Origin of the sequence: Blautia hansenii DSM 20583 (assembly GCF_002222595.2) — a bacterium.
Taxonomy (GTDB): domain Bacteria; phylum Bacillota; class Clostridia; order Lachnospirales; family Lachnospiraceae; genus Blautia; species Blautia hansenii.
In genome coordinates this window covers 2,593,827-2,619,158 of sequence record NZ_CP022413.2, presented here as the reverse complement: position 1 = coordinate 2,619,158, position 25,332 = coordinate 2,593,827, and the positions used below count along the sequence as shown (strand labels likewise).

19 protein-coding genes, 3 tRNA genes and 1 riboswitch are annotated in these 25,332 nt (G+C 39.4%); of the genes, 14 read left to right on the top strand and 8 right to left on the bottom strand.

What is annotated here, in order from left to right; translation table 11 throughout:
* Positions 1-2 precede the first annotated feature (2 nt).
* Positions 3-872, top strand: a complete 870-nt coding sequence (locus CGC63_RS13260) for an ABC transporter ATP-binding protein (protein WP_003023046.1) — start codon at positions 3-5, stop codon at positions 870-872.
* Positions 873-923: 51 nt separating this feature from the next.
* Here CGC63_RS13260 and CGC63_RS13255 read toward each other — a convergent pair whose 3' ends face one another.
* Positions 924-2,252 carry an MATE family efflux transporter gene (locus CGC63_RS13255; RefSeq protein ID WP_009246572.1) on the bottom strand — a complete coding sequence of 443 codons (1,329 nt, stop codon included), beginning with the start codon at positions 2,250-2,252 and terminating at the stop codon, positions 924-926.
* A gap of 79 nt (positions 2,253-2,331) precedes the next feature.
* Here CGC63_RS13255 and CGC63_RS13250 point away from each other — a divergent pair, with 79 nt between their 5' ends.
* The 8 genes from CGC63_RS13250 (at position 2,332) to CGC63_RS13215 (ending at position 9,408) form a co-directional block, all read left to right on the top strand.
* Entirely contained in the window at positions 2,332-3,156 is an 825-nt protein-coding gene (locus tag CGC63_RS13250; RefSeq protein WP_003023038.1) for a MerR family transcriptional regulator, read from the top strand.
* Between the two features lie 72 nt (positions 3,157-3,228).
* Entirely contained in the window at positions 3,229-4,095 is an 867-nt protein-coding gene (locus CGC63_RS13245) for an Rpn family recombination-promoting nuclease/putative transposase (RefSeq protein WP_003023035.1), read from the top strand.
* A 195-nt stretch (positions 4,096-4,290) separates the two neighbouring features.
* Positions 4,291-4,392: riboswitch (TPP riboswitch) on the top strand.
* 277 nt (positions 4,393-4,669) lie between these two features.
* The gene (gene thiS / locus CGC63_RS13240) at positions 4,670-4,867 is read left to right on the top strand and encodes a sulfur carrier protein ThiS (RefSeq protein ID WP_003023033.1); all 198 of its coding nucleotides are present in this window, start codon (positions 4,670-4,672) and stop codon (positions 4,865-4,867) included.
* 4 nt (positions 4,868-4,871) lie between these two features.
* On the top strand, positions 4,872-5,501 hold the full coding sequence (thiF, locus tag CGC63_RS13235) for a sulfur carrier protein ThiS adenylyltransferase ThiF (RefSeq protein ID WP_009246569.1): 630 nt from the start codon (positions 4,872-4,874) through the stop codon (positions 5,499-5,501).
* A 1-nt stretch (position 5,502) separates the two neighbouring features.
* Complete coding sequence (locus CGC63_RS13230) at positions 5,503-6,279, top strand: thiazole synthase (RefSeq protein ID WP_009246568.1); 777 nt, start codon at positions 5,503-5,505, stop codon at positions 6,277-6,279.
* A gap of 10 nt (positions 6,280-6,289) precedes the next feature.
* A complete protein-coding gene (gene thiH, locus CGC63_RS13225) occupies positions 6,290-7,507 on the top strand; it encodes a 2-iminoacetate synthase ThiH (protein ID WP_003023025.1) in 1,218 nt (405 codons plus the stop codon).
* Positions 7,500-8,087: a thiamine phosphate synthase gene (locus tag CGC63_RS13220; protein WP_003023024.1), complete on the top strand. Its 588-nt coding sequence runs from the start codon at positions 7,500-7,502 to the stop codon at positions 8,085-8,087. Before thiH ends, CGC63_RS13220 begins: the two co-directional genes overlap by 8 nt.
* Positions 8,088-8,154: 67 nt before the next feature.
* Positions 8,155-9,408: a redoxin domain-containing protein gene (locus CGC63_RS13215; protein WP_003023023.1), complete on the top strand. Its 1,254-nt coding sequence runs from the start codon at positions 8,155-8,157 to the stop codon at positions 9,406-9,408.
* Positions 9,409-9,536: 128 nt separating this feature from the next.
* Here CGC63_RS13215 and CGC63_RS13210 read toward each other — a convergent pair.
* From CGC63_RS13210 to CGC63_RS13200, 3 genes are all read right to left on the bottom strand, one after another.
* Positions 9,537-9,609 (bottom strand) — tRNA-Gly (locus CGC63_RS13210).
* A 3-nt stretch (positions 9,610-9,612) separates the two neighbouring features.
* A tRNA-Gly gene (locus CGC63_RS13205) sits at positions 9,613-9,683 on the bottom strand.
* 130 nt (positions 9,684-9,813) lie between these two features.
* Positions 9,814-11,604 (bottom strand): sigma-54-dependent transcriptional regulator, encoded by a 1,791-nt coding sequence (locus CGC63_RS13200; RefSeq protein WP_003023022.1) that lies wholly within the window; start codon positions 11,602-11,604, stop codon positions 9,814-9,816.
* 134 nt (positions 11,605-11,738) lie between these two features.
* On the opposite strand from CGC63_RS13200, the gene CGC63_RS13195 reads away from it, so the two are divergent.
* A complete protein-coding gene (locus CGC63_RS13195) occupies positions 11,739-12,863 on the top strand; it encodes a glycerate kinase family protein (protein ID WP_172620981.1) in 1,125 nt (374 codons plus the stop codon).
* Between the two features lie 81 nt (positions 12,864-12,944).
* Here CGC63_RS13195 and CGC63_RS13190 read toward each other — a convergent pair whose 3' ends face one another.
* Positions 12,945-13,667, bottom strand: a complete 723-nt coding sequence (locus tag CGC63_RS13190) for a type 1 glutamine amidotransferase (RefSeq protein ID WP_172620996.1) — start codon at positions 13,665-13,667, stop codon at positions 12,945-12,947.
* Positions 13,667-15,004: a MurT ligase domain-containing protein gene (locus CGC63_RS13185; RefSeq protein WP_003023014.1), complete on the bottom strand. Its 1,338-nt coding sequence runs from the start codon at positions 15,002-15,004 to the stop codon at positions 13,667-13,669. The genes CGC63_RS13190 and CGC63_RS13185 overlap by 1 nt, the downstream gene beginning before the upstream one ends.
* A 162-nt stretch (positions 15,005-15,166) precedes the next feature.
* Between CGC63_RS13185 and CGC63_RS13180 the strand changes: the two genes are divergently transcribed.
* From CGC63_RS13180 to CGC63_RS13170, 3 genes are all read left to right on the top strand, one after another.
* Positions 15,167-16,726: a M14 family zinc carboxypeptidase gene (locus tag CGC63_RS13180; protein ID WP_003023013.1), complete on the top strand. Its 1,560-nt coding sequence runs from the start codon at positions 15,167-15,169 to the stop codon at positions 16,724-16,726.
* A 179-nt stretch (positions 16,727-16,905) separates the two neighbouring features.
* Positions 16,906-16,978 (top strand) — tRNA-Phe (locus tag CGC63_RS13175).
* Positions 16,979-17,378: 400 nt separating this feature from the next.
* Complete coding sequence (locus tag CGC63_RS13170) at positions 17,379-22,739, top strand: discoidin domain-containing protein (protein WP_040351217.1); 5,361 nt, start codon at positions 17,379-17,381, stop codon at positions 22,737-22,739.
* Positions 22,740-22,829: 90 nt separating this feature from the next.
* Here CGC63_RS13170 and trxB read toward each other — a convergent pair whose 3' ends face one another.
* Both trxB and trxA read right to left on the bottom strand, forming a co-directional pair.
* Positions 22,830-23,750, bottom strand: coding sequence for a thioredoxin-disulfide reductase (trxB, locus tag CGC63_RS13165; RefSeq protein WP_040351216.1), 921 nt, complete (start codon positions 23,748-23,750; stop codon positions 22,830-22,832).
* A 22-nt stretch (positions 23,751-23,772) separates the two neighbouring features.
* The gene (gene trxA / locus CGC63_RS13160) at positions 23,773-24,087 is read right to left on the bottom strand and encodes a thioredoxin (RefSeq protein ID WP_003023006.1); all 315 of its coding nucleotides are present in this window, start codon (positions 24,085-24,087) and stop codon (positions 23,773-23,775) included.
* 208 nt (positions 24,088-24,295) lie between these two features.
* Between trxA and CGC63_RS13155 the strand changes: the two genes are divergently transcribed.
* Positions 24,296-25,270, top strand: coding sequence for a GTP pyrophosphokinase (locus tag CGC63_RS13155; protein ID WP_040351215.1), 975 nt, complete (start codon positions 24,296-24,298; stop codon positions 25,268-25,270).
* Positions 25,271-25,332: the final 62 nt, after the last annotated feature.

Sequence of the window (25,332 nt, the reverse complement as noted above, 5' to 3'; positions counted from 1 at the left end):
ATATGAGTATTAAAATTGCTGATTTGACCGTTACTTTTAAAAACCAAGTAACGGCAGTAAACCATATAAATTTGGAAATATCCAATGGGATTTACGGACTTTTAGGTGAAAACGGAGCAGGAAAAACTACGTTGATGCGTGTGCTTACCACAGTATTAAAACCCACCGGCGGAACGGTATCCTTAGATGGTATTTTATACAGTGAAGGGAATTATGAAAAAATACAGCAGAAAATCGGTTATCTGCCGCAGGAAATCGATTTGTATCCCAATTTAAGCGTACAGGAATGTCTGGAATATATGGGGGAATTGTCCGGTATACCACAGCAGGAATGCAAGAAAAGAATAAAATATTATCTGGAGAAAACAAGCCTTACAGAACACAGAAAAAAGAAAATGAGACAGTTATCCGGAGGTATGAAAAGGAGAGTAGGACTGGTACAGGCACTTTTAAATGAACCTGATTTTTTGATTGTAGATGAGCCTACCACAGGGCTTGATCCGGAAGAACGTATTCGTATTCGAAACTTATTGGTGGATTTTTCAGAGAACCGCACAATTTTATTTTCCACGCATGTAGTAGAAGATTTGGCAGCAACTTGCAGTAAGCTTGCAGTTATGAAAAAGGGAAATATTCTTTACAGTGGAGACATGAAAGAGATGCTTTCTACGGCAGATGGATGCGTGTGGAATTGTTTTGCCAAAAGCGATATACAGGCACGGGAAATCGAAAAAAATTATCGTGTTTCAACCAAACAGTATGTAAACGGCGGATATATGATAAGGGTTATCAGTGAGGAAAAACCGGAGGTGCAATGTACACAGGGGGAAGTTACATTGGAAGATGCGTATATATATTTGATGAATAAATAGAAATTTTTTGATTACCCGCAAGTTTTATCTAATGAAACCTGCGGGTGTTTTTTAGAGATAATGGTAAACATCTCTTTTCTTGTAAAACAAATAAACAGAAAGAAACAGAGTCATAAATTCTGCTGCCGGTACTGCAAGCCATACTCCGTTTACTCCAATAAGATATGGGAGAAGCAGAATATTGAGTACAATTAAAACAAAAGTACGAACAAAAGAAATCAGCGCAGATACCTTTCCGTCTGAAAATGCAGTAAACATAGAGGATGAGTAAATATTTATTCCTGCAAATATGTAGTTGATAGAGAAAAGGAAAAATCCTGTTTTGGCAATATCATAAGTGGCACTACCAATCGGTGTAAAAATTTCTACAATTACAGGTGAGGACACAAGCGCCATAATTGTAATAAGAATAGAAGAGATACTGATAAAGCCAATACAGATTTTAAATATCCGTTTTAAAAGAGGCAGATTTTGGCTTCCATGATTATAGCTGATTACAGGTGCAACTCCCATGGAAAATCCCATGTAGAGAGCGTTAAACAGGAACTGCCCGTACAGCACAATGGTAATTGCCGCAACCCCTGGCTCGCCCAGAAATTTCAGCATAGTGATATTAAAAAGATAAGTGACCACAGCCGTAGACAGGTTTGTAACCATCTCGGAAGAACCATTAAAACAGCTTTCTTTTAGTACCTGAAAACGAACTACCGGCTTAGTAAGATAGAGCGAATGGCGGGTAAAAAGGAAGTAAAAAAGTCCGATTACAGCAGGTATCAGTTCTCCAATTCCCGTAGCAAGAGCAGCTCCGGAAATTCCCATATTGAAAGGTCCCATAAAGAGATAATCCAAAATCATATTTGCCACACCACCGCTTATGGTAAGCATCAGCCCGATAAGTGGCTTTCCGGCAGTGACAAAAAAGGTCTGAAACATCATCTGGAGCATGGCAGCAGGTGCAAGAAGCAGGGAAACACTTAAATAATCTACACAATAAGGAAGTAGAGCATCTGTTGAACCTAAAGCTCGAACAATGGGCTCGATAAAAATGTTACCAATAAGCAGGATGGCAATACCAAAAAGAAAGCTTACAAGAGTTAAGAAAGAAAAGTCTTCCCGTGCTTCCCTTTCTTTTCCTTCCCCTAATTTTTTTGCAATTAAGGCGCTGCCTCCCGTAGAGAGCATGATGCCTACGGCGAAGACAATACTGATAACGGGATATACAATATTGGCAGCAGACAGGGCATTAGTTCCTAACAATCTTGAAATAAAAATGCCGTCTACAATGGAATATAAAGACATAAAAATCATCATCACCATAGTAGGTAAGGCAAAGCGCAGCAGAGAAAAGAATTTAAAATCTTTTGCAATTGAATTTGACATACAAATAACTCCTTGTAAAATTTTATCTAAAAGATATAATAAAGTATAGAGTAACACGATAGTCAAGAGGTGTTTTGTTATGAATAAGAAAATGTATTTCAGTACAGGAGAATTTGCCAAGCTGGCAGGAGTATCTAAGCACACGCTGTTTTATTACGATGAAATTGGATTGTTTTCTCCTGAAATTAAGAATAGAGAAAATGGTTATCGTTATTATTCAGCAGCGCAGTTAGAGGTTTTGGACGTGATTTATGTATTACGTGAGCTGGATATGACACTGGAAGAAATTCAGGAGTATATGCAGAACCGCACACCGGAACAGTTTTTACAGCTTTTCCGGCATGAAGAGCAGATAATCAGTGACCGCATCAAACATTTAAAATCAGTAAAAAACTGGATTACAGAAAAGAGTAAACTGATACACCAAAATTTACAGAAAGATTTAGATGAAATTACCATCCGTCAAGAACCACAGCGTTATTTAGTAGAGAGAAGTGTTAAGGAAAATGATGACAGAGCATGGGCAAAAGCCATTGGTAAGCTATGGGATTATTGTATGGAGCATGGGATAAAAAGTGCTTATCCCATAGGTTATCGTCAGGAAAAAGAAGATATCGAGCAGGGCGTTTTTGATAATTACCATGTTTTTTATCAAATGCTGGATACAAAGCCAAAGAAGATAGGGTATAGCATTCGAGAAGCCGGGAATTATTTGTGTGCTTATCATAAAGGAAGTTGGAAAAATGTTGGGGAGACATACTCCAGAATGTTGCAATATGCTAAGGAACATGAATTGATATTAGGTGGATATTTTTACGAGGACGGTGTATTGGACAGCTTGACTGTGCAGGAAGAAAAAGATTATGTGTGCAGGATAAGCTGTCAGGTAGAGAAAATGAAATAGAGGCTGGCAACTTTTTTCTGTATCTGCTATACTATATTTCATAGAATTCCTCTGTAAAGTGGAGGAAAAAATATGAATACCTTATTAAAAAATCTTACAATCAAAAACAATTTTATGTTTGCAGCAGTGATGTCAGATGAAGAAAACTGCAAAGGCTTTTTAGAACGTGCTCTTTCCATGAAAGTGGACCATGTAGAAATCAGTACAGAGAAAAATATTGTCTATCATCCGGAATATAAAGGGGTGCGATTAGACGTCTATGCGAAAGATGAAAATAATACCCGCTATAATATAGAAATGCAGGTGTTAAAACAGCCTGCATTGGGACGCAGAAGTCGTTATTATCAAAGTCAGATGGATATGGAGCTTTTGTTAAAGGGTTGCGAATATGCAGAACTGCCCGACAGTTATGTGATTTTCCTATGTGACTTCGACCCTTTCGGGAAAGGAAAGTATCGTTATACTTTTTGGACAGCTTGTGAGGAAACAGAAAAAGCTTCTCTAAAAGATGGGCGCTGTATTATGTTTTTGAATACTCGTGGAGAAAATGCAGAAGAAGTGCCGAAAGAATTGGTTTCTTTTCTGAAATTCGTGCATGCAGACTTAAAAGAAAGTCAAAAGGACTTTCAGGATGATTATGTAAGACAAGTGCAGAAATCGGTCACCCATATCAGGGAAAGTAGGGAAATGGAGGAGAGATTTATGCTTTTGGAATTATTGTTAAAAGATGAACGCAGAGAAGGTAGAGAAGAAGGCAGGAAAACCGGACAATTAGAGGAAGCGCAAGGAATGCTCCAGATGGCATTAAACAGATTTGGAGAATTGCCGGAAAATCTTCTGAAAACTTTACATCAACAGCAGGATATAGAAGTGATTAGAAATTGGATGCAGATAGCTTTAAAATCTCAATCACTGGATGATTTCATTTCTAAAATGTAATATTTAAAAATACTAATTCAAAATCAAATCAAATAAACCTGCAAGTCTTATAAATTAAGATTTGCAGGCAAATAAAAACATTTCAATGCCGTTTCGGCAAAATTTCAAAAAAGCAGAGGAATTCTATTTTTAATTTTGTAACACGGAAAAATCGGTTGACAATTTTAAAGAAAAGTTTTATAGTTACATCAATAAGAAAACAGGGGAGCTTGTATACAGGCTGAGAGGAAGTTGCGAACTTCGACCCATAAACCTGATGTGGATAATGCCAACGTAGGGATACAGAAGTGGTAAATTTAGGAAATCGGGTTCTTCGATTTCCTTTTCTATTTTTTATAGGAAAATGTTGTTTACCGAAGAAGTTGAGAGTGAATGAGAGTTCATGAAGGGGTGCACCACCGCGGGTGTATTTTTTCGTGAACTCTTTTTTATTACATAGGAAATTGCGTCCTATGTAATAAAAAATGCTCCGCAAGGATGCGCAGCTCGCGGAAGTGAAATTATCATTTTGTGAACCGCTCGCGCGCGGAGATTGCGCTATTGCGCAATCTTTCTTATAAAAAGGAGGAAAAGGATGATTTATTTAAATGGAAAACCGGAAGATATTCCGGAGGGGATTTCTCTTGCAGAACTTGTAAGGGAACGCCAATATTGTTTGGATTATATTGCGGCAGAATTAAATGGAGAAATTGTGCCCAAACAGCAATATAAGGATACAATTCTTCGCAGTAAAGATAAACTTGAAATTGTGAGCTTTGTGGGAGGGGGCTGATAAAGTGGAAGAAAGAGAAATCTGGGAAGCTCTTTGCAGCCGTCATTCAACTGCTGTGCAGGAAAAATTATGGAGAGCACAGGTTGCGGTGGCAGGACTTGGGGGATTAGGCTCTAATATAGCCGTATCTCTTGCCAGAATTGGTGTTGGACATCTGCATCTGCTGGATTTTGATGAGGTGGATTTGACGAATTTAAACCGACAGTATTATTTTCTCAGACATATTGGTATGAAAAAAACAGAGGCTTTGAAAGAAATTTTGCTGGATATTAATCCGTATTTGGACATTCAGACAGATTGCAGAAAAGTAAAAGGGGAGGATATTCCTCGGCTATTTCAGAAAGATAAATATATTTGTGAAGCTTTCGACCGCGCAGAACAGAAAGCAATGCTAGTAAACGGAATTCGGGAATATTTTCCCGATAAAGTGCTGGTGGCAGGCAACGGCATGGCAGGATATGGAAAAAGTAATGAGATACAGACACGCAAGGTGGGAAAAAACTTTTATATTTGTGGAGACGGAGTTTCCCAGTCCGTGCCGGGTAGGGGGCTTATGGCGCCTCGTGTTGCTCTTTGTGCAGCACATCAGGCAAATTTGATTACAAAGTTAATTATTGAAAGTGAGGATATATAAAATGGAAACAAGAAAAGATACATGGAAATTAGGAAATCACGAATTTCAATCACGATTTATTTTGGGCTCAGGGAAGTATTCTCTGGAATTAATTCAGGCAGCGGTGGAGCAGGCAAAAGCAGAGATTGTTACCATGGCGCTTCGCCGTGCAAATGAGGGAGGACTTGCCAATATTTTAGATTATATTCCAAAGAATGTAACGCTTTTGCCCAATACATCAGGGGCACGAAATGCAGAGGAAGCTGTTCGTATTGCCCGTCTTTCCAGAGAAATCTGTCAAAGCGAATTTGTGAAAATCGAGATTATGAGAGATAGCAAATATCTGCTTCCTGACAATTATGAAACAGCAAAAGCAACAGAAATTCTGGCTAAGGAAGGGTTCATTGTAATGCCTTATATGTATCCTGATTTAAACGCAGCCAGAGATATGGTGAGTGCAGGAGCTGCCTGCATTATGCCTCTTGGAGCACCTATCGGCTCTAATAAAGGGCTGTGTACCAAAGAATTTATTCAGATTTTAATTGACGAAATTGAACTTCCGATTATTGTCGATGCAGGCATCGGAAGACCTTCTCAGGCATGTGAAGCAATGGAAATGGGAGCAACAGCAATTATGGCAAATACAGCCATTGCAACAGCCGGAGACGTTCCTCTTATGGCAGAGGCATTTAAAAATGCAGTGGAAGCAGGACGAAGTGCGTACTTGTCAGGACTTGGCAGAGTAAAAGAAAAAGGCGGCAGTGCATCTTCACCGCTTACTGGATATTTAGAAGATTAGGAGAGAGAAAATGAGTACGGAAAATCATATAAATGAAAGCATTTTAAGTGATGAAATCAAGGAGCATCAGAAGAAAAACAGGATTGACCACATGAAGTATATGCCGGATATGGAGGTGTTGGAGTCTGATATTTTAGATAAGGTTTTAAATTATGTAGAGAATTACAATTATGAAACTTATACAGAAGCAGATGTAAAGAGAGCATTGTCTCACGAAAGAAAAACACCGGAGGATTTTGCAGCGCTATTGTCACCGGCGGCACTGCCTTTGCTGGAAGAAATTGCTCAGTGTGCGAAGGTGGAAAAGGAAAGATATTTTGGTAATTCCGTGGCTATGTTTACCCCTCTTTATATCGCAAATTACTGTGAAAATTACTGTATATACTGCGGATTTAACTGCCATAATAAGATAAAAAGAGCACAGTTAAATACGGAGGAAATTGAGCAGGAAATGGCTGCGATTGCCAAAAGCGGTTTGCAGGAAATTTTAATTCTGACAGGAGAAAGCAGGAGTAAATCCACCGTAGAATACATAGGAGAAGCATGTAAAATTGCCAGAAAATATTTCCGAGTGATTGGTCTTGAAATCTATCCTGTAAACGCAGATGAGTATGCTTATCTGCATAAGTGCGGAGCTGATTATGTGACTGTTTTTCAGGAGACCTATAACTCTGATAAATACGAAACACTTCATCTTGCAGGGCATAAAAGGATATTCCCTTATCGTTTTTACGCTCAGGAAAGAGCTTTGAAGGGCGGCATGAGAGGTGTGGGCTTTGGGGCGCTTTTAGGGCTGGACGACTTTAGAAAAGATGCCTTTGCCACAGGAATGCACGGATGGCTTTTGCAGAAAAAATATCCTCATGGAGAAATCGCTTTTTCCTGCCCCAGACTGCGTCCGATTATCAACAATGATAAAATTAATCCTATGGACGTTCATGAAAAACAGCTTTTACAGGTGGTATGTGCATATCGTTTGTTTATGCCTTTTGCAAGTATTACCGTGTCTACAAGGGAATGTGAACGTGTAAGAGATAACTTGATGAAGATTGCAGCCAATAAGATTTCTGCCGGCGTCAGCACAGGAATTGGAGAGCATGTAGAAGAAATGGCAGATAAGGGTGACGAGCAATTTGAGATTTCCGATACTCGTTCTGTGGAGCAGGTATATGAGGATTTGGAAAAATTGAATTTGCAGCCGGTTATGGCGGATTATGTGTATGTGTAGAGAAGAAATATTTCAGAATGTAATTGCAGTGTCAAATCGAAAGCTGTGTACTCGCCCTTTTCCGGAGCAGATAGAAATTGTATGCAGACATAGACCGCAATCATTGATTTTACGGGAAAAAGATTTAAATGAAAGTGAATATGGAAAATTAGGACAAGAGGTAAAAGAAATCTGCAAAAAATATCAGGTAACTTGTATTTATCATACCTTTTATGAGGAAGCTAAAAAGGCAGGAGTCAGAAATATTCATTTGCCCTTGTGGAAATTAGAAGAGCTGAATGAAGAGGATGGACAAAGAGACTTTGACCTTATCGGAGCATCCATACATTCGGTGGAAGAGGCGAAAAAAGCAGAAAAGCTGGGCGCAACCTATCTTACGGCAGGGCATATTTATGAGACAGGCTGTAAGCCGGATTTACCGCCCAGAGGCCTGAACTTTTTAAAAGAGGTGTGTCAGGTTGTGGATATACCTGTTTATGCTATTGGAGGAATACGGCTGGAGAAACAGCAGATTGCTGAAATTCAGAAGGCAGGAGCAAGAGGGGCCTGTATTATGTCGGAGCTTATGAAGATTTCTTAAATTCTTCTTTACATACAGGACTATTTTCGTATACAATGAGGAAAAATAAAATAAAGGAGTAGAAAATATGGGATTTTCATTGGACGTAAGTGTTCCGGTGTTGACTGTGTTTTTGCAGGGACTATTGAGTTTTTTCTCACCTTGTGTACTGCCGCTGATACCTTTGTATATCAGCTATTTGTCAGGAGGAACACAGACAGTAGGAAAAGATGGAAAAATATATTTTAAAAGACGTAAAGTAATGCTGAATACGCTTTGCTTTGTAATCGGAATTAGTTTTGCTTTTTTCCTGCTAGGATTGGGCGTATCGGCAATTGGAACCTTCTTTCAAAGTAATCAGCTTTTATTTGCCAGAATTGGCGGTATACTGGTAGTCCTTTTTGGGCTGTATCAGCTGGGAGTTTTGGGAACCAGCCGCATTTTGGGGCAGGAAAGACGTTTGCCTTTTAAATTAGATGTTCTTGCCATGTCACCGATTACAGCGTTAATTATGGGATTTACCTTTAGCTTTGCATGGACGCCTTGTGTAGGACCTGCTCTTACCAGTGTACTGCTTATGGCAGCGTCAGCCAGCACAAAGCTATGGGGATTTTTGCTTATCGGTGTATATACGATTGGATTTGTGCTGCCTTTTTTAGCTGTGGGACTCTTTACCACAAAGCTGCTTGAATTCTTTAAAGCTCATGTAAAGGTTGTAAGATATACGGCGAAAATCGGCGGAGTTTTAATGATTTTTATGGGAATTTTGATGTTTACAGGAAAGATGAATGCAGTGACCGGATATTTATCCAGCGGTGCACCTGTAACAGTTGAAGAACAAAAAGAAAATGAAGAAACAGCTGACGCAGAAGAAAAGCAGGAAACGGAAAGCGGATTGACGCCGGCGATTGATTTTATTTTAACAGACCAATACGGAAATACACATAAGCTGTCTGATTATAAAGGGAAAACGGTCTTTTTGAACTTCTGGGCGACTTGGTGTTCTCCTTGCAGGGCAGAGATGCCGGATATTCAAAAGCTGTATGAGTCTGCGGAAACGGAAGGCGAGGATGCTTTAGTTGTCTTAGGTGTTGCAGCGCCTAATCTGGGGAACGAGAAGTCCGAAGAAGAAATTAAAGCGTTTCTTGAGGAAAACGGATACACGTATCCTGTGCTTATGGATACCACAGGCGAAGTGTTTATGTCTTATGGTGTGAATGCCTTTCCGACTACTTTTATGATTACAAGAGAAGGCGAAGTATTCGGATATGCCAGCGGACAGTTAAATGAAGCAACTATGAAAAGCATTGTAGAGCAGACCATGTCCGGAAAGAGAGAATAGGCATAATAAATAATAAGAAGAATATTTATATATTTGCATTGCTTTGAAAGAGCAGGAAGATATGTAAATATTCTTCTTGTGTATAAGCATAAAAAAGAAGCTTGAATTTCAAGCTTCAAAAAAATAAAAGCGCGAGACGGGACTCGAACCCGCGGCCTCGACCTTGGCAAGGTCGCGCTCCACCAACTGAGCCACTCGCGCATAAGCGGGTGATGGGAATCGAACCCACATATCCAGCTTGGAAGGCTGGTGTTCTACCACTGAACTACACCCGCAAGTGTTGTTTATCTGTGTCCCTCAAGGACAATACCTATAATACAATAGATAATTAGATATGTCAACACTTTTTTGAAAAAAATTAAAAAAATAAATTTTTGCTACAATAAATACATTTCATACGGGAAATCAACCACGATTTAGACTGCGCCACAGGGTAGTTCTGCTGATGCCTAACTTGCGGGCTGCCACAGACTGATTTCCGTTGCAATTTTTTAATACCTGTTGGATAACACAGCGATTTATTTCATCTAACGACAGATTACAATCCAGTTGTATACAGGATGAAGATGCAGTATCAATACGGGCAGGGAAAAGCTGTCTTTCCTGTACCAGAATATCTTGTATTACAGAATTTGACAAATAAAGAGAATTTGTCTTTATCACGGCTTGCTTTAAAATTCGTTTAAGCTGGGCATGATTTCCGGGATAATCATATTCTGTTAATGCGCATATCGCATCATCATCCAGAGCAATCAGCTGTTTTCCGAAAGCTTCATTTAGTGTATTTATGTATAAGGCACACATAGAAGGAAGGTCTGTCTTTTGCTCACGCAAAGGTGCGACAGGAATGACAATACAATCTAGGGCGTTGGCATACTCTAGGGCAACAGCGGGAGCCGGCTTTTTGTATTCCTTACAGCAGGAAAAAATGAAACGGTTTCGTACATGAGCATTTGTATCTAAAATGACAGAGAGTAACCACTTTTGTTTCTCTGCTGATAATTTTTGCAAATTGGAAATATAAATAGTATTGTCATTATCTGTGAAAGGTGAATGAAAGCTGTTGATGAGAAAATTCCAGTTTTTTTCATTGAGCAAATCACAGTTGATTTTATAAAGAGGATGATTGTGGAGCTTGCTGTCTATATAATAGAGATAAGCAAGGCAATCCTCTTCTGTACCGTATTCTCCGGTCAGCATAAGATTGGGAGAAAATTTTTTCATGGATTTTGCGTCTTTTCGCAGTTTTTTGGCATGACTTCCGGTATTGCAGATACTTGTTGTAAGAGTGTTCTGTGTATCTTCTCTATTCAGAATGCTAATGCCGTACTTAGAATGGTTTACAGGAAGCTTGGAAGGAGTCAGGCAAAAAATCAGATAAGACTCAGGGGCAGTGTCAACAAAACGGGAAGACACAGCATACAGCTTATTTGCTGCAGTAATAAAGAAAGAACGTCTTTCTTTTGAAAGGCAGGAAGGAACTTCTTTTTGCAGCTGTGTTTGTATTGCTTGGAGAAAATTTCCCTGTAAGGTAGAATATAAAAGTGTGCCGTTTTCATTCAGAAGAAGATAATCGCCAAAGCCGGTTTTTAAAGTTTCCTTCAGCATAGATAAAGTAACGACAGACTTTTGGCTGATTTCCCAAAGGTAAAGAGCGTGATTAACAGCTGTTTCCAGACTTTCTGCACTGGATGTCAGGAGTATAGGAGTCAAGCCTGCTTTTCGCGCAGCCTCATAAGCAACCGTATCGCAAATGACGGTTTGATAATTCTGAGCAGAAAGCGTATGCAGAGTATGAAGCGCCGTTGCAGTGTCAGATATTGAAAAAACAGGAAATTCTGCTTTTAAAAGAGAACGCAGAGTCTGAGCGGCTTTTGTAAGAGAGGGATGCCCCAGCAAAGCAAATTTTGTGTGGGTAGCCTCTGCTGTTTTTAAGCAACGCAGAATATCATAGTAGCCAATACCAAGGTCGATGACTGGGATGGGAACGCTTTTTTTGATTAAGTCGGCAGTATTTGCCCGAGATATAATAATATCAAAATCGGAATAATATTCTTTGGCAAGAGCAGCGCCTTCTTCCATGCTTCCAAGGAGAGAAACAAAATCCAAATCTTTTCGTTGACAAGCATATTCTTCCATTAATTGTTTTAAACCTTCATAAGGTGCAATTCCTAAAATCCTGATTTTTTTGCTCATATTTCTCCTCCTATTGTTTCAAATATAAACATATTATAAAAGAGAATAGTTGAAAATAAAATGGAAAATCCGATAAAATAAGAGAAAAGATGTTTCAAAAAGGAACATTGGGAGAAAGTGGAGGAGGAAAAATCATGAAGTTTGTATTAATTCCGGATTCTTTTAAAGGAACATTAAGCTCTGTTCAGATTTGTAAAATTACCGCTGAAAAAATAAGAGAGCATTTTCCTGACAGTGAAATTACGGAAATTCCTGTGGCAGACGGAGGAGAAGGCTCGGTAGACGCATTTCTTTTCGCTTTAGGAGGAGAGAAGGTAAATGTAAAGGTGAAAAATCCATATTTTGAAGATATGGACAGCTATTTTGGATTGCTTGACGAAGGGAAAACGGCAGTCGTGGAAATGGCGTCCTGCGCAGGGCTGCCATTGGTAGAAAAGCGAAAAAATCCTAAGCTGGCTACAACCTACGGAGTAGGACAGTTAATGGTGGAAGCTGCAAAAAGAGGAGTCGAGAAAATTATTGTAGGCTTAGGGGGCTCTGCTACCAATGACGGAGGATGCGGAGCAGCCGCAGCAGCAGGCGTAAAGTTTTATAACAAAGAAGGAAAGGAATTTATTCCCACAGGCGGAACGGTTATTGACATAGAGCGTATTGATTTATCGGGAATGAATGAGGTCTTTAAAAATATTGAGCTGATAGCCATGTGTGATATTGACAATCCTATGTATGGACCTTTTGGCGCTTCTTATGTTTTTGCTCCGCAAAAAGGGGCAGATGCAGAATGTGTAGAGGAGTTGGATGAAGGAATGAAAAATTTAAGCAGAGTTATCACAAGAACTATCGGAAAAGATATCGGTGAAATGCCGGGAACCGGTGCAGCGGGTGCAATGGGGGCAGGTATGGTAGCCTTTTTCAATGCGAAGCTTCAGATGGGAATACAGACAGTGCTGGATACCGTTAAATTTGATGAGAAAATTGCCGATGCGGACTATATTTTTACAGGAGAGGGAAAGCTGGACTCTCAGAGTCTGAGAGGCAAGGTTGTTATGGGGATTGCCAAAAGAGCGCAGGAGCAGGAGAAAAAAGTGATTGCCGTTGTAGGAGGAGCAGAAGATAAGAATATAAAAGAAGCGTATTGCATGGGCGTCACAGCAGTATTTCCTATTAACAGGCTTCCGCAGGATTTTTCAGTCAGCAGACAGTACAGTGTTGAAAATTTAAGTTGTACTGTGGATAATATTTTGCGATTGCTGAAATAGAACAGTAAGAAATTAAGCTGAGAATATTTATACATTTCAGTTTTAGCTTATGAAAATGTATAAATATTCTCTCGTTGTTGTTTAAGCTTGTTTTACAAAACGGTTGTAGATATATTGATTTGCTTTCACTTCTAAATTATCATCTAAGGGAGTTAAATCTCCTTTTCCATATTTTCTTTCCAAAGCATTGGAGAGAAGATAGTCACATATATGAGGATTTTTCGGAAGAAGTGGTCCGTGCAGATAAGTGCCGATTACATTTTTATAAAGAACGCCTTCTGTGTGGTCTTCTCCGTTGTTTCCGTGTCCGTATAAAACCTTTCCGAATGGTTTGTTATCTCCGATATAGGTTCTGCCGCCATGGTTTTCGAAGCCTACAATCGGGAGAGGGAATATTTCATTTTCCAGTACAATGTTGTCAATAAGACGAGGTTCACCCTGTTCTGTATGCAAATCCACCAAAGAGAGTCCCTCCATAGTTCCCTCAGAGGTTTTGTAGTAATGTCCTAAAAGCTGGTAGCCGCCGCATACGGCAATAACGCTGCCGCCGTCCTCAATATAATTCTTAAAATTTTTCTGAATGCTGCGAAGCTTGTTGCAAACCAGCATTTGCTCTCGATCAGATCCGCCGCCTAAAAGGACAATGTCCAAATTGGAAAAATCAATATGGTCTTCTAAGGAAAATTCAATTGTTTCTGCTTCAATACCTCTCCATAAGCTGCGTTTTGTCATACACTGAATATTGCCTCTGTCTCCGTACAGATTTAAGAGGTCCGGATATAAATGTCCAATTGTTAATTTCATCATTTCCTGCCCTCCATTTTCTTTAAAAGATTATGTGTGGTATAAAGTCCTGTATAATTTACAAGGACATACAAATTTTTCGTTCCGTTTTGAATTTTATTTTCAATAGCTTTTTCAATATCTTGTTCAACATCAGAGGGAATATCCACATATTTCAGTCGAAGCGCCATATCCAGACAACGAATACCGCAGACAGTGATAGAGGCAGTGTTTGTATCTTTTAAACGATCAAAATCCACATCCCAGAGCCAAGAAATATCAGTACCATCCTGACTGTTATCATTAATTAAAATAATGATATCTTTTGGGCTGGTATCTGTCATAACAGCAGAAATATTCTGATTAAAACCTGCCGGGTTTTTAGCGAGGTTCAGCATGACTTTAGTGCCTCGGATTTCAAATAGTTCGTTTCTTCCGAACTGAGGAGTGAAATTTCCTAAAACATCATTAAAATGTTCAAGAGAAATATTTGCCATGGAGGCAGCGCCGTAAACAGCTAAAATGTTATAAACGTTATAAAATCCTCTGTAATTTGCTTTTACATGGAAGTCGTTTACGTCAAAAGTAATACCGTCGTCAAGCCTTACATTTGTTCCGTCAAAATCTAAATGAGGACGTTTAAATCCGCAGTGCGGACAATAATAATCTCCTAACTGGCTGTAATGGTAGAAATGGTACTGCATTTTTTCACCGCACCGTTTACAAAATCTGCCCTCTCGTATTTCTCTGCTGTTTTCATCTGATAGGACTTGTTGGCTAATTCCGTAAGCAGCATATTCATTTTCGTTATCAAGAGCCAAGAAAGTGGATAAAGAGTCGTCTCCGTTTACAAGAAGCTTCATGTTGGGAGCCATTTTCATGGCTTTTGATAAAAGGTTCATCGTGGTGTCGATTTCTCCGTAGCGATCCAACTGGTCTCGAAACAGATTGGTAAGAACCATAAAATCCGGCTGAAAATGAGGAAAAACTCGAACGGTAGAAGCTTCATCAATTTCAATGCAGGCATAATCTGCTTTTAAATGTCCTGAAAGCCCTGTGTTGAGTACAAAAGCAGAGACGACACCATTTAACATATTAGAGCCGGTGCGGTTGCAGATTACTTTTTGCCCATTTGCCTCCAAAACGGAAGCTAATAAGTTATTGGTAGTTGTTTTGCCGTTTGTGCCGCATACCACAAAAATATCTTTTTTTACTTCCTTTGCCAGTTCAGAAAGGATGGGTGGATATATGGAGAGAGCGGCTTTTCCTGCCAACGTAGCCCCTTGTTTTCCGGTGAGACGGCAGGCTGTTTTGATGAAGTGTGCACTCCATACAGCGAAAAGTCTTCGTATATTCATGATAAATTCATTCCTTTATTTTGTAGTGTGTGTATTGTTTTCTTCCAGTATTCATTATACATAAAGAAAAGAAAGAGCACAATAAGAAATCTAGGGAGGCGCTATATATGGGAAATGAATTTAAAAATATACTGTTATTATATTTGAGAACGTGAGTATATATTGAAATATATTTATATTATTCCTATACTAAATCCGGATAGCCATGATATCTTTGAGTATTTCGTTCGCGGAACCAGCCAGTTATTAGATAAAAACGGCGATGGAATTCCAAGTAATGACTTATATGCAGACATTACAGGTGACGAGTGGATTGGTTATCTTTATACAACTGATGAAAGCAAAACAAGAACTGGTGATATCGGATATGAATCAAAAGATTTAGATGGAAATGGTTGGCTCGGTGACGATTCCTGGGCTAGTGGCTACGATATTAACCGCAACTTTGATTTCCAGTGGGCTCCTGAACATGCCGGAATAAGCGGCGGTCTTTCAGCTGCATCCGAAATTGAAACACAGCATATTCAAAATTTCCTTAAAGAAACACCTTTAGACGCTTTAGTAACTGTTCATACCGGTATTCAGGCTGTATTATATCCTTGGGGATATCGCGATACAGATCAGTCCAATCCTGAAGAAGTTGCAGATATTGAGTTTATGGCAAACACAGCTGAAAAAATGAGAAAAGCAATTGAACAGACTACTGAAAGAAACTACTATGTAAGTAATTCTTACCATGATTATCAGACATATTCTGAATTGTTAGATTACGCTTATGGCGTACATGGAATTCATACTTACACCATGGAAGTTATTTGTGAAGGTTATGACGAATCTGTAAGTTATAAACCTGATCGTAATCCTGATGCTTACGAAAATCCAGAAAACTTCGATATCTGTCTGTGGAATGATCCAAAATGGGAAGGAAGCCGCAAAGAATATATTCCTTACGAAGATTTTGTTGAAATAATGGAAAAAAATGGTTTAAGTCCTGAAACTGTAAAAGTTGTAGACAGAACTACAAAAGAAGAAAAAACATTATCAGAAATGAAACCTGCCTATATCTATGTTAGCTCCAGTGAACGTAATCAACGTGGAACATACGTAGCAGAAGATCAGGATAAGCTGGTAGAAGGTGCAAAAAATGCTTTCCTTGAAATGGTTTCTGCTGAAAATGGGGAGAAAGTAGTTGGATGGAAAGCGATTGACGGAAAATGGTATTACTTTAACGAATATGGAGTTATGGAAACCGGCTGGGTATCCGTAGATGGTCATTGGTATTACTTTAACGAATATGGAGTTATGGAAAACGGCTGGGTATTTGTAGACGGACATTGGTACTACATGGATCAATGGGGAGCAATGGAAACTGGCTGGGTATTTGCAGACGGACATTGGTACTATATGGATCAATGGGGAGCAATGCGAACTGGCTGGGTATCTGTAGACGGACATTGGTACTATATGGATCAATGGGGAGCAATGCGAACCGGTTGGGTATCTGTAGGTGGCTATTGGTATTATATGGATCAGTGGGGAGCAATGCAGACTGGTTGGGTATTTGTAGATGCCTATTGGTATTATCTGAATAGCGATGGAAGTATGGCGGCTTCTCAGTGGATAGGAGATTATTATGTACAGGCAGACGGGGCTATGGCAACGAATACATGGATTGACAGATATTATGTAGATGCGTCGGGCAGATGGGTAAAAAATGCTTAAAACATTATATACATTGGTATAGTAATAAAGAGCCTGTAAGAGCAGGCTCTTTATTAACGAAGTCAAAGAATACAAAGCTCTATTCTTGAGAAAATTAGAAATATGAAAAAACTATTGATATTTCCAGAAGTATATGTTAAAATGTCACTGTTGTTGCAAGACAAAGTCTTACATACAATGCCCAGATAGCTCAGTTGGTAGAGCAGAGGACTGAAAATCCTCGTGTCGCTGGTTCGATTCCGGCTCTGGGCACTTTAATCAAACATATCTTTGACATAGAAATGGGGCTTAAAATACCGTTGTTGAGGCAGGAATGCTTTGGCAGCGGTATTTTTTTCATAGGAAATTGCGTCCTATGAAAAAAATGCTCCGCAGGGATGCGCAGCTCGCGGAAATGAAATCATTACTTTGTGAACCGCGCGCGCAGATTGCGCAACAGCGAAATCTTTTTTATTACATAGGAAATTGCATTGTTGCGTAATCTTTTTATGTTTCAGAATAAGGGTTGTATAAAATGACTAAAATAAAAAGAAAATATTTATATATATGCAAAATAGTAAAAAATTCTATATAAAAACAAAAATTTTATATGTATTTTTTTGGGCGAAGTGCTATAATGATGCTCACTGTTAAAACACGAAAGGAGATATTTATGAGGAAGCAGAGATTAGCACGCATTGGGGCGGCAACACTTGCAGCTGTGCTTACTGTACAGGGAATGGGATTTTCTTCCACAGTATATGCAAAGGAAGAACCTGTCAGAGTGAAAGCGGACTCACAGACACAGATGAGTTCAGAACCGGAGCAGGTAGCGGTGAAGGATTACGGCAGCAATTCTGCCAGAACACAAAACTTCGACAGTGATTGGAAATTCAATTTAGGAGATGTATCAAATGCACAGACTCCGACGTTTGATGATTCAAAATGGAGAACACTGTCCTTACCCCATGATTACAGTATTGAGCAGGAATACTCCCAGTCATTGGAAGCGGAAAGCGGTTATTTGCCGGGAGGAGTAGGCTGGTATAGGAAGAATTTTACTTTAGGTGAAGAAGCCAAAGGAAAACGTATTCGCATTGATTTTGACGGTGTGTATATGAATGCCACTGTTTATGTGAATGGAAAAGAAGTAGGTACGCATCCTTATGGATATACACCGTTTTCTTTTGATATTACAGATTATATCAGTTATGACAAAGAAAATACCATTGCAGTAAAGGTAGATCATCAGACACCTTCCAGTCGCTGGTATTCCGGAAGCGGTATTTACAGAAGCGTGAACCTGACAACCACCAATGATGTTCATGTGGATTTAAACGGAATTAAAGTAGAAAGCAATAATCTGGAAAAAGAGGCAGGGAAAACTGTAAATACAGATGTAAAAACGACAGTTGTCAATGGCTCAAAAGAAGCAAAAAACATTACAATAACACACACAGTATTCAAAAAAGGTGAAAAACCAGATAAAGCAATTGGGACTTTTACAACAGAGGCACAGGAGATTGGAGCAGGTAAAAAAACTGAAATTTCAGCTACCGTACCGGTGAAAAATCCTGAGCTTTGGTCCGTAGAAAATCCGGCGCTTTATACTATTCGTACAGAAGTAAAAGCAGGAGACAAGCTTTTAGACAGTTATGATACAGAATATGGTTTCCATTATTTGAATTTTGATACAGAAACGGGATTTCAGCTAAACGGAAAAAATGTAAAATTAAAAGGTGTATGTATGCATCATGACCAAGGGGCATTGGGAGCAGTTGCCAATCGCCGTGCAATAGAGCGTCAGGTGGAAATTCTTCAGGAAATGGGATGTAACTCCATTCGTGTAACACATAATCCTGCATCAAAGGATTTAATTGAAGTTTGTAACGAAAAAGGTATCTTAGTAATCGAAGAAGTATTTGATGGCTGGCATCGTGCAAAGAACGGGAACAGTAATGATTATTCTGTATGGTTTGAAAAAGCCATTGAAGAAGATAATGCCATTCTGGGAAAAGAAGCAGATATGACATGGGCAGAATATGATTTAAAAGCAATTATGAAGCGTGACCAGAACGCACCATCCATTATTGAATGGTCTCTCGGAAATGAAATTCAAGAGGGAGCAGGTGGTAGCGGATATGCAGAAAGAGCAGACAAGCTGATTAAATGGGCAAAAGAAGCAGATGCTACGAAAACTCTTACTATTGGAAGCAATGCAGTTAAAAGAGGTGACTGGGAACAGGTTTCTATTGGAGATAAGCTTACAAAAGCAGGTGGCACATCAGGAACAAACTATTCTGACGGAGCAAGCTACGATAAAATTCATAAAGAACATCCGGATTGGAAATTATATGGTTCTGAAACAGCATCATCGGTAAACAGCCGTGGAATTTACTCTGTTACAGGTAATCAGGAGGCTACTTCAGATCAGCAGCTTACTGCTTATGATAATTCAAGAGTAAACTGGGGAGCACTGGCAAGTCAGGCGTGGTATGATGTTATTCAGAGAGATTTTGTAGCAGGAGAATATGTCTGGACAGGATTTGACTACATAGGTGAGCCGACTCCTTGGAATGGGACTGACCCAGGAGCAAAAGGCACATGGCCATCACCGAAAAATTCCTATTTTGGAATTATTGATACAGCAGGATTTCCGAAAGACAGCTATTACTTCTACCAGAGTCAGTGGAATGAAGAAGTAAATACACTTCATGTGCTTCCGGCATGGAATGAAGATGTTGTGAAGAAAAACTCAGATGGAACAGTTCCTGTTGTAGTTTATTCTGATGCGAAAGAAGTAGAATTATTCTTTACTCCGGCAAATGGGGGAGAGAAGAAATCTCTTGGAAAGAAAACTTTTAAGACAGAAACGACAAAAGCAGGATATAGTTATCAAGTATTAGAGAATGGTAAGAAAAAACATAAAGATTTATATATGGAATGGCAGGTTCCTTATGAAGCAGGCACATTAGAAGCAGTTGCCAAAGACGCAAAAGGAAATGTAATTAAGGATACAGAAGGTCGTTCCGTAGTAAAAACAACAGGTGAAGAAGCGAAGCTGTCAGCAAAGACAGATAGAAACTCCATTCAGGCAGATGGAAAAGACCTTTCTTATATTACCGTAGATGTTACGGATAAAGATGGAAATATTGTGCCAGATGCAGCAAATCGTGTTACCTTTGATGTACAGGGAGCAGGAAAACTGGTTGGTGTAGATAACGGAAGTTCACCGGATCATGACTCTTATAAAGCAGATAACAGAAAGGCTTTCAGTGGAAAAGTTCTGGCAATTGTACAGTCTACAGAAAAAGCAGGAGAAATTACGGTTACTGCGAAAGCAGACGGTTTAGAGTCTTCCACAGTAAAGATTACGACTACGCCGGTAAAAGAAGAACCGTCAGAACGTTATGTCGAAAGCTATAAGTATTCAAAATCTTATTATGTAAAAACAGGTACAAAACCACAGTTGCCTAAGAAAATTGAAGCACAGTATTCAGATAGAACAAAGGAAGATGTAGCTGTTAAATGGGATGAAATCAGTGATGAACAGATTTCTAAAACAGGAAGCTTTACAGTAGAAGGAACCGTTGGTAAGAGAGACATCACTGTAAACATTAATATGATTGACGATGTGGCAGCGTTGTTGAATTATTCAGGAGCAACACAAAAGGGTGTAAAACCACAGCTTCCGGACGTAAGACCGGCAGTACTGCCTGATGGAACTGTTTTAGCAGCTTCTTTCCCAGTACAATGGGATGAAAAAGATGCGGATACTTTCCAAAAGCCGGATGAGATTGTGACAGTTAACGGTTCTGCTGATATTTTCGGAAAAACAATTCCGGTAACAGCATCTATTCGTGTACAGAAAGAAGATATTAAAATTGGAAGCAGTGTAACAAATGTTGCAAAACTTTCACAGAACATTCAAGGTTCTGATACATTAGAAGCTATTAAAGACGGAAAAACGGAGATGTCTTTAAATAACGATGGCGGTCCAAATGAAAGTGCATGGAGCAACTGGGATGCTTCTCAGAAAGGAACGAAAGAGGCAGAGCTTACTTTTACCTTCGATACACAGCAAAGAATTGGTGAAATTGTTATCCACTTTGCAAAGGACAACAATAGCATTCGTTTCCCGGATGCAGGAACAACAGAAATCTTTGTATCTGAAACAGGAAAAGACGGAACATGGGAAAAAGTAGAGGTTAAAGAACACATTGGTGAAGAAAAAGATAGAGTAAAAGCATATCGTTACGAAATAGCGCCTGTTACAGCTACTTATGTCAAAGTAAAAGTAGTAAATGCCAATGCAACTGATACAGGAAACAGAAAACCATGTACAGCAATTACAGAGGTGGAACTGAAAAAGGCAGAAGGCTCTTTTAAAGTGAATGAAACAGCAGAACTTGAAGAAGTCAAAGTAGGAGAGCGTGTTCTTCCAAATGCAGCTTATGCACTGGACAGCTATTCCGTACCGGAAACAGATGCAGCAGTAACTGCAAAAACAAAAGATAACGCATCTTTGACAATCCTGCCAAAACATGAAAATGTAGTACGTATGATTTTAGAGTCCGAAGACCATAAAGCAACAAAGAACTTTGCAGTGAGAATGGGAGAAGAGGAAACCGTTCTTCCGGATGATGACAGCAGAGACTATCCGGTGGAAAAAATTACTGCAACAGCAGGAAGCGAATACAAACCGGGAACTGCTAATGAAGGTCCTGTTAAATATGTTCTTGACGGAAAAGCAGAAACACATTGGCATACAAATTGGAGTGTATCAGGAGAAGGTTCAAAACCGGAACACAGAACAGTGACATTACAGTTGGGAAATGACGAGGAAGAAGCGCCAATGATTGATGCTCTGCGCTATATGCCAAGAAGTAATGGAGCAAACGGACGTGTGACAGAATATGAAATTCAGTATAGTCTGGATGGAGATAAGTGGCAGACAGCTGCAACAGGAGAAATAGATAAAAAACAGACCGGCTGGATGATTTTAGGATTTGAAGAACCGGTACAGGCAAAATATGTGCGTTTTATAGGTACACATACAACTTCAGACCAAGGAAATGATAAACACATGGCAGTATCAGAGCTTCGTGCAAGAGTAGCCACAGAAGCTCCGGCGCCATCAGAAAAGTATACCATCACAGCAAATGTAAATGATAAAACCATGGGTGCGGTGACACTTGACAGTGAAACAGGTGAGTATGAAAAAGGTACAAAAGCAACATTGACTGCTGTACCTAAAGAAGGCTTTGCTTTTGTGAATTGGACGATTGACGGACAGGAAGTAAGCAAAGAAAATCCTTATATTCATACAGTAGAAACAGATGCTACAATTACAGCTAATTTTGAACGGATAGAAGTTGAAAATGAAGGCTGGGTTCAGACAGAAAACGGTTGGGAATATTATGAAAACGGTCAGAAAGTAGTTGGCTGGAAAGAAGTTTCCGGAAAATGGTATTACTTTGAAGAGAACGGACTTATGCAGACCGGCTGGGTATTTGTAAATAACCATTGGTATTATATGGACCAGTGGGGAGCAATGTGCATCGGCTGGGTAGCAGTAGACGGACATTGGTACTATATGGACCAGTGGGGAGCAATGTGCACTGGCTGGGTATCTGTAAATGGACATTGGTACCACATGGACCAGTGGGGGGCAATGCAGACCGGCTGGGCGCTTGTAGACAGTAATTGGTATTACTTGAATACAGACGGAAGCATGGCAATCGGCTGGGTAGCAGTAAACGGACATTGGTATTATATGGACCAGTGGGGAGCAATGCAGACCGGTTGGGCACTTGTAGACAGTAATTGGTATTACTTGAATACAGACGGAAGCATGGCAATCGGCTGGGTAGCAGTAAACGGACATTGGTATTATATGGACCAGTGGGGAGCAATGCAGACCGGTTGGGTACTTGTCGGTAGCGATTGGTATTATTTGAATACAGACGGAAGCATGGCAAGCAGCCAATGGATTGACGGCTATTATGTAGACGCATCCGGAAAGATGAAATAATACCTGAAAGATTTAAAAGATATTAAGCTATAACAGAAAAGGAGTATACTGAATGAAAAATTCATTTGGTATGCTCCTTCTTTTAGAGGTTTATAAATTTTTTATTTTATGGAAAGCATCCTGTGCGGCAATCGCACCGTCATTTACTGCGGTTACAACCTGCCGTAAGTGCTTTTGTCTTACATCGCCTGCACCATACAAAAGAGGAACCTTTGTTTCCATGGTGTCATTTACAAGGATGTATCCATGTTCATCTAATACGTTGAGAGGTTTTAAAAAGTCCGTTACAGGTTCTGCGCCGATATAAGGGAAAATACCGGAGATGTTGAGGGTGCGTTCTTCTTTTGTAATCACATCCGATATTTTTAGACCGGTTACCTGTGTTGTATCATCGAGAACTTCTATGGGAACAGCCTGCTGAATAATTTCAATTTTAGGGTTAGATGTTGCTGCATCTACGGCAATTTTATCTGCCCGAAATACATTCCGGCGCATAATAATATAAACTTTGTTGGCAAATTGTGTAAGGTATACCGCTTCTTCTAAAGCAGAGTTGCCTGCGCCGATAACAGCAATATCTTTATTCCGATAAAAGGCTCCGTCACATACAGCACAGTAGGAAATGCCTCTGCCGATATTTCTTTCTTCACCGGGAATGTTCATCAGACGTTCTTTTGTTCCGGTAGCTACCAGAACAGCAGGCGCTTCAAAAACTGTACCGTCTGCACAGATAACCTGTTTTTTTTCGCCATCGATAACTTCAGTGACCATTCCGTATTCATAAACAGCCCCAAAGCTGGTAGAATGTTCAAACATATCAAAGGCGAGCTGAGAACCGGATTCCGATTGAATACCGGGCCAGTTGCTGATTTCATTTGTTTTTAATAATTTTCCACCGGGAGCGCCGCCTTCAAGCATTGCAGTCTTAAGCCCTGCTCTGGAGGCATAGATGGCGGCTGTCATACCGGCGGGACCTGCCCCGATAATAATAAAATCATATTCTTTTTTCATATCCATGCCACCTTTCTGCAAATTAAAGTGATTTCATTTTCTGTTCAATTACCGGTTTAGGAAGAAAGCCGATAGCAGAGTCTTTTACCTGTCCGTCCTTGATAAAGAAAATAGACGGTACCGTTGTAACCTTCCACTGTCTTGTTAATTCCGGGTTTTCATCAATATCTATCTTTACAACTTTAAAATCCTGTGTTTCAGCATCTAACTGCTCTAATACTTGTCCCAGCATTTTGCAAGGTCCGCACCATGTTGCGAAAAAGTCTAAAAGAACCGGTTTGGAGGACTCTAATACCTCACTGTTAAAATTATTTTCATTTATGTGTAAGATTGCCATAATTGTTTTTCTCCTTTGCTTTGTTATTTTTTAGTTGATATCTGCATTATAACCATCATGCTGATGATAGTCTGTGACAAGGTCACATATTTATACGAAAAATGGAAAAAATCTTAAAAAGTAAGGGAAAAGCGTTTACGAATACTCTTTAAATTGTTATAATAAGACGTAATATTAAGGGATTTGGTTGGCAAAAGAAGGAGAGTATATGAGAGGAATTGAAGAACTGTCAGAGCTTTTAAAAAGTGATGAAATCAACAGTTTAGGTAAAGACCTTGGAAAGAGAATACAGGATAAATTAGAGCGAAGCGGCATCTACTTTCATATCTTTGCCAGAGTGAAAGAGGCAGGTTCAATCTGGCATAAGCTGGAATGGAAAAAGGAAGAATATCTCCAAAAGAATAAAAAGATGCAGGACATTGTGGGAATTCGAATTGTACTATATTATATGGATGATATTGCAATCTGCAAAGAAATGCTGAAAAATACGTATTCCATTATTGAAAAGGACTCCCATGAAGACAAACCAAAGGTAAATGAATTTAATCCCCTCCGAATGAATTATGTCTGTCGTATTCCGGAAGAATTTATTGAGCGGTTTCCGGAAAAGCTATGGGAAGATTATCGAATTGACAAAACTTTTGAGGTGCAGATAAGAACAACTTTTTCAGAAGGTTGGCATGAAGTAGATCATGAGGTGCGTTATAAGCATAAAGAAGCATGGGAACAGCACTATGAATTTTCAAGGGAACTCAACGGAATTTACGCAACTTTAGAGGTTTGTGACAGGAGCATGGTAAATCTTCTGGAAAGGCTGGCGTACAGAAATTATAAAAACATGGAAATCGAGGCTATGGTTCGCCATAAATTCCGGTTGCGGTTTGAAAATCCTACCATATCCGTACCGCTGAAAGAGTTTCTGGAAAAGGATACAGAGCTGGTAAAGAAAATCTATCGCAGTGAAAGAGAAGAAACTATTCGTTTTTTTGCCAGTGATTTGTCGGAAGGAATTGCTCTGACGGTGGATAATTTGATTTTTGTATGCAATGAAGTCTGCTTAGGACGAAAGGACCTCGAAGACCGTACTCCGATGCTTATTCGTGAAAGAACAAAACAGTGGCAGGAAAGGCAAAAAATTTCCATTAATATGGAGAAATCTGTTGACACAGAGTTTTACTTATAATATAATATAACAGTATGACGTAGTTTGAATATGCTTAACCAAAAGCCCCGGTATAGCAGGTT

Coding starts and splice junctions, on each gene's coding strand:
- CGC63_RS13260 (WP_003023046.1), top strand. CDS start 3: ATGAGTATTAAAATTGCTGATTTGACCGTTACTTTTAAAAACCAAGTA.
- CGC63_RS13255 (WP_009246572.1), bottom strand. CDS start 2,252: ATGTCAAATTCAATTGCAAAAGATTTTAAATTCTTTTCTCTGCTGCGC.
- CGC63_RS13250 (WP_003023038.1), top strand. CDS start 2,332: ATGAATAAGAAAATGTATTTCAGTACAGGAGAATTTGCCAAGCTGGCA.
- CGC63_RS13245 (WP_003023035.1), top strand. CDS start 3,229: ATGAATACCTTATTAAAAAATCTTACAATCAAAAACAATTTTATGTTT.
- thiS (WP_003023033.1), top strand. CDS start 4,670: ATGATTTATTTAAATGGAAAACCGGAAGATATTCCGGAGGGGATTTCT.
- CGC63_RS13230 (WP_009246568.1), top strand. CDS start 5,503: ATGGAAACAAGAAAAGATACATGGAAATTAGGAAATCACGAATTTCAA.
- thiH (WP_003023025.1), top strand. CDS start 6,290: ATGAGTACGGAAAATCATATAAATGAAAGCATTTTAAGTGATGAAATC.
- CGC63_RS13220 (WP_003023024.1), top strand. CDS start 7,500: ATGTGTAGAGAAGAAATATTTCAGAATGTAATTGCAGTGTCAAATCGA.
- CGC63_RS13215 (WP_003023023.1), top strand. CDS start 8,155: ATGGGATTTTCATTGGACGTAAGTGTTCCGGTGTTGACTGTGTTTTTG.
- CGC63_RS13200 (WP_003023022.1), bottom strand. CDS start 11,604: ATGAGCAAAAAAATCAGGATTTTAGGAATTGCACCTTATGAAGGTTTA.
- CGC63_RS13195 (WP_172620981.1), top strand. CDS start 11,739: ATGAAGTTTGTATTAATTCCGGATTCTTTTAAAGGAACATTAAGCTCT.
- CGC63_RS13190 (WP_172620996.1), bottom strand. CDS start 13,667: ATGAAATTAACAATTGGACATTTATATCCGGACCTCTTAAATCTGTAC.
- CGC63_RS13185 (WP_003023014.1), bottom strand. CDS start 15,004: ATGAATATACGAAGACTTTTCGCTGTATGGAGTGCACACTTCATCAAA.
- CGC63_RS13170 (WP_040351217.1), top strand. CDS start 17,379: ATGAGGAAGCAGAGATTAGCACGCATTGGGGCGGCAACACTTGCAGCT.
- trxB (WP_040351216.1), bottom strand. CDS start 23,750: ATGAAAAAAGAATATGATTTTATTATTATCGGGGCAGGTCCCGCCGGT.
- trxA (WP_003023006.1), bottom strand. CDS start 24,087: ATGGCAATCTTACACATAAATGAAAATAATTTTAACAGTGAGGTATTA.
- CGC63_RS13155 (WP_040351215.1), top strand. CDS start 24,296: ATGAGAGGAATTGAAGAACTGTCAGAGCTTTTAAAAAGTGATGAAATC.